Source organism: Algibacter sp. TI.3.09 (assembly GCF_038154905.1).
GTDB lineage: Bacteria > Bacteroidota > Bacteroidia > Flavobacteriales > Flavobacteriaceae > Algibacter.
Window position 1 is genome coordinate 1,579,532 of sequence record NZ_JBAKAN010000001.1, and the last position, 13,365, is coordinate 1,592,896.

The 13,365-nt window shown below is 35.1% G+C and carries 6 protein-coding genes; 4 read left to right on the forward strand and 2 right to left on the reverse strand.

Annotated features, from left to right (window positions below; all coding sequences use genetic code 11):
• Positions 1–11 precede the first annotated feature (11 nt).
• The 4 genes from V6246_RS06245 (at position 12) to V6246_RS06260 (ending at position 11,053) form a co-directional block, all read left to right on the forward strand.
• Positions 12–836 (forward strand): ABC transporter permease, encoded by an 825-nt coding sequence (locus tag V6246_RS06245; RefSeq protein ID WP_159017756.1) that lies wholly within the window; start codon positions 12–14, stop codon positions 834–836.
• 29 nt (positions 837–865) lie between these two features.
• A complete protein-coding gene (locus tag V6246_RS06250; RefSeq protein ID WP_341559640.1) occupies positions 866–3,586 on the forward strand; it encodes a T9SS type B sorting domain-containing protein in 2,721 nt (906 codons plus the stop codon).
• 3 nt (positions 3,587–3,589) lie between these two features.
• Positions 3,590–6,037: a T9SS type B sorting domain-containing protein gene (locus V6246_RS06255; RefSeq protein ID WP_341559641.1), complete on the forward strand. Its 2,448-nt coding sequence runs from the start codon at positions 3,590–3,592 to the stop codon at positions 6,035–6,037.
• 192 nt (positions 6,038–6,229) lie between these two features.
• A complete protein-coding gene (locus V6246_RS06260) occupies positions 6,230–11,053 on the forward strand; it encodes a T9SS type B sorting domain-containing protein (protein ID WP_341559642.1) in 4,824 nt (1,607 codons plus the stop codon).
• 47 nt (positions 11,054–11,100) lie between these two features.
• Here V6246_RS06260 and kbl read toward each other — a convergent pair whose 3' ends face one another.
• Both kbl and V6246_RS06270 read right to left on the reverse strand, forming a co-directional pair.
• Entirely contained in the window at positions 11,101–12,297 is a 1,197-nt protein-coding gene (gene kbl / locus V6246_RS06265; RefSeq protein WP_341559643.1) for a glycine C-acetyltransferase, read from the reverse strand.
• 10 nt (positions 12,298–12,307) lie between these two features.
• Entirely contained in the window at positions 12,308–13,267 is a 960-nt protein-coding gene (locus V6246_RS06270) for an NAD-dependent epimerase/dehydratase family protein (protein ID WP_341559644.1), read from the reverse strand.
• Positions 13,268–13,365 lie beyond the last annotated feature (98 nt).

Here is a 13,365-nt window from a genome sequence, read left to right on the forward strand (position 1 = left end):
AAGCAAAACTCATGTTCAGACTTTTAAACCTAGAATTACAAAAGCTTTTACTAAATAGAACCAGCAAAGTTTTAATTTTTGTGTCGTTTATTTTACCGTTTTTCGTTATTCTTTTATCCTCTATAAAAATAAATGTTTTTGGCTTTTTCACTTTAGAACTTGGTGAATTAGGCGTTTTCAACTTTCCTATAATTTGGCATTTAACCACGTTTTTTGCTTCGCAATTTAAATTCTTTTTCGCCATTGTTGTGGTAAGCATGATCGGGAACGAATACAGCAACAAAACCATAAAACAAAACCTCATTGACGGCTTAAGTAAAAAGGAATTTATTTTATCTAAATTCTATGCTATTGCTTTCTTTTCGTTTATTTCCACTGTACTTATTGGACTTATTTCATTCTGTATTGGCATGTATTATTCCAGTTATGACCAAGTTGACATTATCTTTAGAGAAACCAATTTTTTATTAGCTTATTTCGTAAAATTATTAGGCTTTTTTAGCTTGTGTTTATTTTTCGGAATGCTTGTAAAACGTTCGGCGTTTGCATTGGCTTTCTTATTTATTTTATTTATTTCTGAATGGATTATTTTCGGATTAATTACCTGGCAATTCGATCATCATGTGGCTACTAAAATTCAAAATTTCTTTCCGCTACAGTCTATGTACAATTTAATAGAGCAACCTTTTCAACGTGTGGCCATGTCCAAATTCCCTGAAAAGGCAGAACTAGCATACGATTATTTAGTGCATTGGTATGAAATCGCTATTGTTCTTGGCTGGACCGCTCTATTTGTATTTTTATCGTTTAAATTATTAAAAAAGCGCGATTTGTAATATATTTGATAGCTATTGCTATTATTTAGATGAAAAAAAACATACTACTCGCTTTATTCTTTTTAGTTGGATTTAATATCTATGCTCAAAGTGAAGCATCTACCTGGTATTTTGGCTATAACAGCGGCATTAAATTCGATTTAGCCTCTAATAGTATTACCTCGCTTAGTGATGGAAAACTAAACACTTTTGAAGGTTGCGCGACCATTTCGGATGAGTTTGGCGACTTACTTTTCTATACCGATGGTACAACCGTTTGGAATAGAAACCACGACATCATGAACAACGGCAGTGGTTTATTTGGAGATCCTTCGAGTACGCAATCGGCTATTATTGTTCCTAAACCTAACAACGAAAACATCTACTATATTTTTACTGTTGACGACCACAATAATAACGAGGCCCATTTTGGATTAAATTATTCTGAAGTTGATATCACTCTAGATGGTGGCTTAGGTGAAGTTACTACTAAAAACGTTAATTTATTAAACGATTGTTCTGAAAAGATTACCGCTGTTTTAAAAGATTGTATCACCAATTCTATTTGGGTAATTGCTTATGCATCAGTCGATGGAAACCCTGGAGATTTAGATACCTTTTATGCCTATGAAGTTGATAGTGCTGGTGTACAAAACAAACCAGTTAAATCTACTTTTAAATTACCATCTTCCATTTTTATAGATTATCGAGGCTATTTAAAACTATCGCCAGATGGTACTAAGGTCGCCATTAGCCATGTATCAAATGGTATGTATTTATACGATTTTGATGTTGCTACAGGTATTGTTAGCAACCAATTGCCCATACCAATTTCTGGTTTTGCAAACAAGGCTTACGGACTAGAATTCTCACCAAATAGTGAATTACTTTATGTGAGTACGTACAACGATTTTTCGGACAACAGTAACCCACAAGCCAGCGAAGACCCAAACAATCACGAGTCTAAACTTATACAATATAATTTACTTGCAACAGATATTGTGAACTCTGCGGTAACACTAGACGACAGACGTCTTTTTAGAGGTGGTTTACAGCTTGCTCCAAACGGAAAAATATACAGAGCATTAAGTGCCACATACAGACAAGGCTTACCATATTTAGCAGTAATAAATAACCCAAACGAATTAGGCCCGGCTAGTAACTATCAGCATAATGCTGTAAACTTATCGCCTAATTTATCCTCGCAAGGTTTACCTCCTTTTATTCAGTCTTTTTTCAACACAAAAATTGATATTATTAAGAATTCAAAAAGCACTATTAATCTCGATTTGTGCGAAAACGATACCTATACTCTAGCTGCCGATAATATTGCCGGCGCAACCTATACTTGGTCTATGGATGGCTTACCACTTACAGAAACAAGTGCTAGCCTATTTATTAATGCCAGCGGACATTATGAAGTTTACATAGACCCCAATAATGGCGATTGTGCTTTAGAAGGAGAAGCTTACGTTAATTTCAACGAAAATCCAGAAGCCTTCGATTACACGTTATTACAATGTGATGAAGATGGATTAAAAGATGATAGAACAACGTTTGTTTTAACCCAAGCCAACGAAGCTTTAACAGGAAATGTAGCCGACTTAGAAACTCGTTTTTATTCCGATAGTGCTAGAACTTTAGAAATAGATGGCACAAGCTACAACAACACCTCAAACCCACAAATTATTTATGTTGAAGTTTACAACCCAACAACCACTTGTTTTGATAATTCTGAATTAACGATTGCTGTAAGCTCCACAGACTCTAAGGATGCCGAGCTAATTTTATGTGATGATGATGGCACTGAAGATGGTTTTCAATCCTTTGATTTAAATGATGCCGATGTACAACTTACAGATGGATTACCTGCTGGTTTAACCATTTTGTATTTTGAAAATTATACCGATGCCTTATTAGAAGAAAACAACCTAAACAACATTTACACCAATACAACAGCGTACTCACAAACCCTTTTTGCACGTATAGAAAATGCTAATAATTGTTATGGTATAAGCGAAATTGAACTCACAGTTAACGAACTACCACAAATAGAAACTGAAGCTTTATTTTACTATTGTATTAATAAATTCCCTGAAACCATTACTATTAATGCTGGCTTAACAAACGGTTTCTCGAGTAATTACTCATACAATTGGTCTACATCAGAGAACACATACAGCATAGACATTAACGAAATTGGCACTTATACTGTTACCGTTACCAATGCCGTTGGATGTTCTAAAACTAGAACCATAACTATTGAAGGTGCCAATATTGCGACTATAGATAATATCGAAATTAAAGATGTATCAACCAATAATAGCATAACCGTTATGGCTTCGGGTGAAGGCGAATACGAGTATCGATTATTAAACAGTAATAATGTGGTAATTGCTCCATACCAAAGCGAGCCGGTTTTCGAAAATGTATTCCCTGGGGTTTACACGGTTTCTGTCAACGATACAAAAAACGATTGTGGTGCTGTTAATCAAAAAGCCCATGTTATAGGGTTCCCAAAGTTTTTTACACCTAATAATGATGGTTTTCATGATACATGGAAAATCTACGGTATATCAAGTGACAATCAACCCAACTCGGAAATTTTAATTTATAACCGCTACGGAAAATTATTAAAAACACTAAGCCCCGAAGACACCGGATGGAACGGTCGTTTTAATGGCGCATTATTACCTGCCGATGATTATTGGTTTGTTATTCAATTGGAAGATGGTCGTATACATAAAGATCATTTTACTTTAAAATATTAACTTTTGAAAATAAAATTACTATCCCTTTCTATCTTGATGAGCCTTGCTTTTCAACTAGACATCTTTGCTCAAAACCCAACCGACTGTAGCGATGCCGTTATAGTTTGTGGAAACTCAAATATTAATTTAAACGTTAATGGTATTGGTAAGCAAGAACTCGGTTTTGGACAAAACTGTAGCAGTCAAGAAAACAATAGTGTTTGGCTCAAAGTAACTCCAGTAACCGATGGTACACTTGGTTTTACCCTTAAACCTTCAAGCAGTTCTATAAACGAAGATTACGATTTTTTTGTTTTTGGTCCAAATGCCGATTGTAATAATTTGGGTTTAGCAATTAGATGCTCTACCACCAATCCTTCTTCTTCTGGAGCCAGCAATAATCATACAGGCATGAATGGCACGGCCAATGACACATCTGAAGGTCCAGGCGCAAACGGTAACAGTTTTGTAAGCTGGCTTAATGTATCGGCCGGAGACACCTATTTTATTGTTATAGATAGACCTATTGGAAACAGTGCTTTTAATTTAGAATGGACAGGAACTGCAGAATTTTCAGACCCTCCAACAGATGCTTCTGTAACAAGTTCTACCTCAAAGAACCTTGAAAATTGCGATGTTACTCTACCTTATAATGACGGATTTACAGTTTTCAATTTAGAAGAAAACACGCCTATAATTACTGGTAGTCAAACCGATGCCGCAATTACTTATCACGCCTCAGAAAGTGATGCGATAATAGGTATTAATCCAATTAGTTCGCCATATACCAACATTGCCAATCCGCAAACCATATTTGCGAGAATCACAAACAACTCTACGGGCTGTTTCGAAATATCAGAATTTAATCTTGTTGTAAACACAGGTCCTGATTTTTTACAACCAGCAGATTATGTGCTTTGTGATAATATAGATGATGGTAATGATAAAAACGGACGCACCACTTTCACCTTATCTTCAAAAAATAGCGAGATTTTAGATGGACAAGATCCAAATGATTTTAATATTACTTATTATGAATCTTCAGCGGATGCTGAATCAAAAAATAATCCACATCCTGATTTATACTATAACACTACTGCTTTTAGCGAAGTTGTATTTGTTCGTATTGAAGATAAAATAAATCCTTTATGCAGAAGCATAACGTCTTTCAATTTAGTTACAAACCCTAATCCGGAAGCGTTTGACACTACTTTGCTTCAATGTGATGAAGATGGCATAAGCGATGGTTTTACAAATTTTAATTTAACTGAAGCCGAAGCTAACTTAACAGGTAAAACGCCAGATAGATCGGTACGTTATTTTACTGATAATGCCAGAACGATAGAAGTGAATGGTGATGCTTTTTTAAACAGCCAAAATCCACAAATTATTTATACTGAAGTCACTAATGAGCTAACCGGATGCATTAGTTTTTCGGAATTAACATTAGCAGTAAGCACAACAAACTCAAACAATGCGGCACTTGCTTTATGCGATAATGATGGCATAGAAGACGGCTTAGAAGCCTTCAATTTAAACGATGCCGATAGCCAAGTTGTTAACGGACTTCCCGTTGGTTTAAATATCTATTATTATGAAACTTACGATGATGCGTTGCTAGAAACAAATGAGTTAAACTCAAACTACACCAATACAACACCTTACAACCAAACTATTTTTGCAAGAGTTGAAAATGCCAATGATTGTTATGGTATTAGCGAGGTTGAACTTACAGTTGCTAAATTACCCGAAATAGATTCAGATGCTCTATTATACTATTGCTTAAACACCTATCCGGAACTTATAGAACTTAATGCAGGTATAGTAAACGACTTACCAAGTAATTACAGCTATAGTTGGTCTACCGGAGCAACTACCTACGCCATAAATGTAAACGCACCTGGGATTTACACCATTACAGTAACAAATATAACGGGCTGTTCTAAAACAAAAACAATTACAGTTGAAGCGTCTGCCATTGCAGAAATTAACGACATAAAAGTGGATGATGTCTCTAACAATAACACCATTACTGTATTAACTTCTGGTGAAGGTATTTATGAGTATCGATTAATTGATAGTAATAATGTGGTCGTTGCACCATACCAAAGTGAGATTTTATTTGAGAACGTCCGCCCTGGAGATTATACCGTATCTGTTAAAGACACCAAAAACGATTGCGGTGTAATAAATAAAAAAGTATACGTTATTGGGTTTCCTAAATTTTTCACACCAAACAATGATGGCTTTCATGATACTTGGCAAGTTTACGGCATTTCTAGCACAAACCAACCAAACTCAGAAATCACCATTTACAACCGTTTTGGTAAGTTAATTAAAACGTTAAAAGCTGCGGAAGATGGTTGGAACGGATTATTTAATGGAGAGAAATTACCAAGCGATGATTATTGGTTTTCAATTAAACTTGAAGATGGTAGAATATTTAAAGATCATTTTACGTTAAAGTACTAATCTAGTAGCCTAAAAACCTTATTAAATTGCATTTTACCTTAATTTTTTAAATTTCAATTGAAAAACGAATACTTTTAGCACATTAATAGCAACAATTCAAACCCTGATAATAGCCTACCAACCATGAGATCTTTCTATTCATTCTTAATTGTTCTCTTGTGTTGTAGCCAATTTACTCATGCACAAAAAATATTGGTAGACAGTAGCGTGCCTGTACAAACTCTAGTTGAAGACAACCTTGTAGATGGTTGTGTAGATATTTCTAATGTTGAGTCGGCCATAAATGGAACACCACATGGCTTTAGTAGTTACGGTTATTTTGAACGCGCAGGCTCTAATTTCCCTTTCGCAAGTGGTATCATGCTTTCTACAGGAGCTGCAAATTCTGGAGGAAACTCTCTTATTACACCTACATTAAGCGAAGGATCTTCCGTTTGGGGAACAGATCCCGATTTAGAAACCGCTCTTGGTACAACCAATACCTTAAACGCAACTTCTATCGAATTCGATATTGTTTCAATTTCAGGACAATTTCAATTTAATTATTTATTTGCTTCCGAAGATTATGATGGCATTAATCCGTGTCAAGTTTCCGATGGTTTTGTCTTTCTTATAAAAGAAACAGGAAGTGCTGCACCTTATCAAAACATAGCTCTTCTTCCTGGCACAACAACACCGGTAAATACTAGAACAGTGCATCCTAACTTATTACCTGCATGTGCTGCCGAAAACGAGCAATATTTTGCAGGATATAATATTGGAGACACCAATTACATTGGTAGAACTACCGTATTAACAGCGGCTACAACCATTACGCCTTATGTATCTTATCACGTAAAGCTAATTATTGCAGATCAAACTGATGGAACTTACGATTCTGCTGTTTTTATAGAAGGTGATAGTTTTAAAATATTAGATTTAGGTGAAGATATTACAAGCTGCGCAAGTTCTGCACTGTTAGATGGAGATATCAATAACAGCTTTGCGTCTTACAAATGGTTTAAAGATAACGTTGAAATTACAGGAGCTATTACTCCAACATACACAGCTATTGAAAGTGGAACGTATAGAATTGAAGTAAGCGTTTCATTAAATGGAAATACTTGTATAGAAGAAGATGAAATTGTTGTGGTATTAAATACCGAAGAACAAATTACACCAATTACAGATTATCAATTATGTGATGACACCAGTGGTGATGAAATTGAAATTTTTGATTTATCAACAAAAACCGCCGAATTAATTGCTAATATTCCGTTTACAAACTACACCTTTTCGTATCACTACAATGAAACAGAAGCACGTACAAACGTAAACCGAATATTAACCCCAATACCAAATGCAGCATCTAATCCTCAAAACATTTTTGTTCGTATTGAAGATTCAGATTCTGGTTGTTTCGCTTATACTAATTTCGACTTAATTGTTAATCCGTTACCTGTTATAAACACACCTACGGTACTAGAAATTTGTGATACCGATAATTTACCTGATGGTTATGCCATAATAGATTTAACTCAAAAAGACTCCGAAATTAGTGCAGGAGACAGTATGCTAATAGTAACTTACCACTATAGCCAAGCTGATGCAGATACAGGAGCTAACCCCATACCAACTCCATACCAAAACTTGAATACACCAAACGAGCGTGTTTATGTTAGAGTCCTCAACCCTGCTACAGGTTGTATAAGCCAAACGCAACTTGATATTGAAATAACAATTAGCCCAATTGTAAATCGAGACACTCAATATTTGGATGCCTGTGATAGTGATCAAGATGGATCAGCTAATTTCGATTTAACACAAGCAATAGACGATATTATTGGAGGCTTAACAGGCGTAACAGCTACTTTTCACGAAAGTATAGACGATGCCCAAACAGGCAGCAACCCTATTGCAAACGAAACCAATTACCAATACACAAATGCTGTAGGAGAACCTGGATTCCGTATTCTTTATGTACGTATTGTAGACGATTCTACTGGTTGCCCTACCATTGTGCCTTTAGAAGTTCACACGAACTTGCTTTTAACAGGCACAGACACTGGCTTTTTTGCTCTTTGTGACACCAATGAAGATCCAGACGATTTACTTCAATTTAATTTAAACTCTGTTGAAACTTTTATTGCTAACGAGTTACCAAACCCGATTAGTGTAAATTTTTTCGAAGATGAATCAGACCGAGATGCAAACATAAACATGCTAGATAAATCTGTTTTATATACAGCAGAAAACCCAACAACGCTATTTATAAGAATCGAAGATACAGATAGTGGATGTTCCGAATTATCAGATATTACACTGGTCATTAATCCGGTATTATTATTTACCCCTGCCGTACCACTTCCCTATTGTGATTCTGATGATGATGGTTTTGTTAGCATTGATTTACACTCATTAGACAGTACAGTATTAAACGGTAATCCCGATTTTGAAGTTACTTATTTCGGAGAACTTACCGATGCAGAAAATAACACCAATCAGTTACCGCCTTTCTATACTAACACTAATAGCATAGAAACTATTTATGCGCGTATACAACATGTTGCAACAGGTTGCGCAACTATTAATCCTTTTGAAATTGAAATTCTTTTAGCTCCTGCCGCTACAACTCCTTCAGACTTTGTGGTCTGTGATAATGATGACGATGGATTCTCTATTATTAATTTAGAAGATAAAAATTCCGAAATTGTAGCAGATCCTTCCGTTAATGTATTCAGTTATTACACCAATGTTGACGATGCTAATAACTTTATAAACTCAATAGACACACCCACCGCTTACAATGCAAACACGCAAACCGTATATGTAAGAGTAGAAAGTAGCGCTAACACTTCGGGGTGCTATAATATAGTAGAACAACAAATTATTGTAAATACGCTGCCAACCCCACCTACTATTACCAACTACCAAATATGCGAAGTTGATGGAGATAGAACAGCCGATTTTTTATTATCGGAAAAAGATACTGAAATTTTAAATGGCCAAACAGGTAAAGAGGTTTACTATTTTGAAGATGTGACACTTACAATGCCAATCGACAAAACCAATATTTACAACAACACAACACCCAGCCAAACCATATATGTACGTGTTGAAAACATTACGGACGCTAACTGTTTTGCTGAAACCTCGTTTACTATACAAGTAGCTCCAGACCCTATTTACAATACGCCCGCACAATATTTAATTTGTGATGATATTAGTAATGATGAAATAGCTGTTTTTGACTTAGATACAAAAACACAAGAAATCACAAACGGATCTCCCGATGATTTAAATATTTCTTATCATACAACGCAATTAGATGCGCAAGACAACACAAACCCTATTACAGATTCTAATTATACCAATGTTGTAAACCCACAAACTTTATTTGTTCGTATTGAAAGTGATGATTCTTTATGCTATGTAGTTGAAACATTAAGTTTAAACATTATTTCGGCTCCAGATATATCACAAGTTACAGGTCCGTTAATTAGTTGTGACGCAGATTATGATGGTATTACAAATTTTAATCTAGAGGATGCTGATTTTGAAATATACGATAGAATTCAATCTAACATAGCTATCAATTACTTTGAAAATCTAGATGATATTAACGATGACGGTTTCGATAACACAAATGAAATTGCAAATCCAACCGCTTTCAATTCTACATCGCAAACCGTATATATAAAAGTAACCAATACACTAACTGGATGTTTTAGTGTTATACCACAAGAGTTAGAGGTAAACTTACCTCCAGAAACCTTAACGATTGGCACTATTGCTATTTGTGATAATGATACAGATACTTACGATTTATCTCAAGTAGATCTTCGCTTAGTTGATGATACAAGTACTGTGACCATTTCGTACCACGAAACAGAAATGCAAGCCGAGAACAACACGGATCCACTAGATCCGATGTATACTTATACCAATCTGAATCAAACATTTTATGCTAGAGTAACAGATATTGCTAATACTTGCCACATCGTGACTTCTTTTAACTTAAGAGTTTATATCAATCCGCGTGCTTCTAGCAGACCTGCAGATTTAACAGAATGTGATGACGATGATGATGGTTTCTTGGAGTTCGATTTAACCAATGCCAACACCATTATTCTCGGCAGTTTAAACCCTAGCACGCACAGCATTACCTATTACAACAACGTTACTGATGCTGATGAAAAAATAAATCCGTTAAGTAATTTATATGTTGCTGAAGATGGAGAAACTATTTATGCAAGATTAGAATCTAACGCTACCACCTGTTATGATATTACCCAGTTTAACACCTATGTAAACGCTTTACCAATTATTGATCTAGAAGAAATAATACCAATTTGTAATGATATGCCTATTACTGTTAGCGCAGAAACAGGTGTAGCTGGCGACACGTATTTATGGTCTACCGGAGCAATAACTCCAGAAATCACAATTCAACCTGAAAACCCAGGTAATTATAGTGTTACAGTAACTAGAACTTATTCTACAACGAATTCTTGTTCGACTTCAGCCGATTTCGAGGTTGTTCTATCTGATGCCGCAATAATAGACATTGCACCTCCAACAACAAACTTTACCGATCCAAATAGTATTATAGTAAATATTCGCTCTGGCGGAACAGGGAATTATGTTTATATCTTAGATGATGGAGAACCACAAACTTCTAATGTTTTTACAAATGTTCCTTATGGAGAGCATTTGGTAACTGTTAGAGATTTAAATGGCTGTATGGACGAAACCCGCCCTGTGTTTATATTTGATATCCCGAAGTACTTTACCCCTAACAACGACTTGTTTAACGACACTTGGCACGTTGTTGGCGCTGCTCAATTGCCAGGAACTGTAGTTTATATTTATAATAGATATGGAAAACTATTAAAAACACTTACTCATGAATCAGATGGTTGGGATGGCACCTTTAACGGACAACATCTTCCTGCTGATGATTATTGGTATTTAGCACAAATTATTCAAGATGGAAATGCCTTCGATTTAAGGGGACACTTCGCTTTGAAGCGCTAAAACGAAGGCATTTTAACTTAAATATTTAACTCTTTAAAGTTTTCTTTTTAACTAATAACCTTTAGGTTTTTACCCACTTTAATAAAAGCATTAACGGCTTTATCAATGTGAGCTTTAGTATGCGCAGCAGATAGTTGTACTCTAATTCTAGCTTTATCTTTTGGCACTACAGGGTAGAAGAAACCAATAACATAAATCCCTTCATCTAAAAGTTGATTTGCCATATCTTGAGAAAGCTTAGCATCATAAAGCATAACTGGTACAATTGCTGCATCTGCCCCTACTAAATCGAAGCCTGCTGCTTCCATTTTACTCCTAAAATATTTTGTGTTTTCTTCTAACTTATCTCGAAGCGAAGTGTCTTTTTCTAACATTTCAAACACTTTTAAAGAAGCCCCAACAATAGCTGGAGCTAAAGAGTTTGAAAATAAATACGGACGCGAACGTTGGCGTAACATATCGATAATTTCTTTTTTACCCGTTGTAAAACCACCCATAGCTCCACCTAAAGCTTTACCAAGCGTACCTGTGATAATATCTACACGGCCTAATACATTTTTAAGCTCGATAGTACCACGACCCGTTTTACCAATAAAACCAGAGGCATGGCATTCATCAACCATAACTAAAGCATCATACTTATCGGCTAAATCACAAATTTTATCCAATTCTGCAACTACGCCATCCATAGAAAACACACCATCGGTTACAATAATTTTAAAACGATGATTTTGTTTATTAGCTTCAATAAGTTTAGCTTCTAAATCCGTCATGTCATTATTAGCATAACGATATCTTGCAGCCTTACATAAACGCACACCATCGATAATAGAAGCATGATTTAATGAATCGGAAATAATAGCGTCTTCATGATTTAAAAGCGGTTCGAAAACACCTCCATTGGCATCAAAAGCAGCAGCATATAGAATAGTATCTTCACAATGAAAAAACTCAGCTATTTTAGCTTCCAATTCTTTATGAATATCTTGAGTTCCGCATATAAAACGTACTGAAGACATACCAAATCCGTGCGTATCCAAAGTATCTTTAGCCGCCTGAATAACTTCTTTATTGTTTGATAATCCTAAATAATTATTCGCACAAAAATTAATAACCTCATCGCCTGTTGATACTTTAATAACAGCATCTTGAGAACTTGTAATAATGCGCTCTTCCTTGTACAAACCTTCATTTTTAATGGCTTGTAACTCTTCTTGTAATTTGTCTTTTATGCTTCCGTACATCGCTTTATTTTTATGCTATTAATTTATTATTATAATATATTCTCAACTTTTCAATCATAACTTCTGTCATGTTTTCCAAGTTATATTTTGGTTGCCAACCCCAATCTTTTTTGGCCCGAGTATCATCAATACTATTAGGCCAGGAGTCTGCAATACCTTGTCTGAAATCGGGTTTATAAGTTATTTCAAAATTAGGAATTGTTTTTTTAATAACATCGAACACCTCTTGCGGCGCAAAACTCATTCCTGATAAGTTATAAGATGTTCTCACTGAAATTTCTTCAACAGGTGCATCCATTAACTCTATAGTTGCTCTAATGGCGTCGTCTATAAAAATCATTGGTAAATGAGTTGAAGCTTCTAAAAAACACTCGAAAGATTCATTTTTAACAGCCTTATGGTAAATATCTACAGCATAATCTGTTGTGCCTCCACCAGGCATAGATTGATACCCTATAACTCCTGGATATCTTAAAGAACGGACATCTAAACCATATCTTTTATGATAATAACTAGCCCAGTTTTCTCCAGCGACTTTACTCATACCGTAAACAGTTGAAGGCGTTAAATTAGGATTTTGAGGTGTATTATCTTTTTCTACATCTTCGCCAAAAACGGCAATAGAACTTGGGTAAAACACTTTATTGATACCGTGTAATCTTGAAACTTCTAAAACATTAAATAAAGATTTCATGTTAATATCCCAAGTATTTAAGGGGAACTTCTCACCATTAGCAGACAAAATAGCAACTAAATGAAATATTTGAGTGATCTTATATTTTAAGACCACACTTTTAAGCGCTTCGAAATCGGTAGCATCCAAAACCTCAAAATGCCCCATAAAATCAGGGTTTAATCTTAAATCTGAAGCGACCACATTTTCTGCTCCATATTTTTTCTGTAATTCAACTGTCAATACGGTACCAAGTTGGCCACCTGCTCCAGTAATTAAAATTCTTTCGTGTTTCATAATTCAATGTATTACAGAACAAAATTACCAAAAACAACAATTACCCCATTAATTAACCGCTATATAAGCAATAAATAAGTATTTTTATCTTTAAAAAC

Bases quoted from the DNA above. Each gene is read 5' to 3' on its own strand.
- V6246_RS06270 (WP_341559644.1), bottom strand. From the start codon at position 13,267: ATGAAACACGAAAGAATTTTAATTACTGGAGCAGGTGGCCAACTTGGT.
- kbl (WP_341559643.1), bottom strand. From the start codon at position 12,297: ATGTACGGAAGCATAAAAGACAAATTACAAGAAGAGTTACAAGCCATT.
- V6246_RS06245 (WP_159017756.1), top strand. From the start codon at position 12: ATGTTCAGACTTTTAAACCTAGAATTACAAAAGCTTTTACTAAATAGA.
- V6246_RS06250 (WP_341559640.1), top strand. From the start codon at position 866: ATGAAAAAAAACATACTACTCGCTTTATTCTTTTTAGTTGGATTTAAT.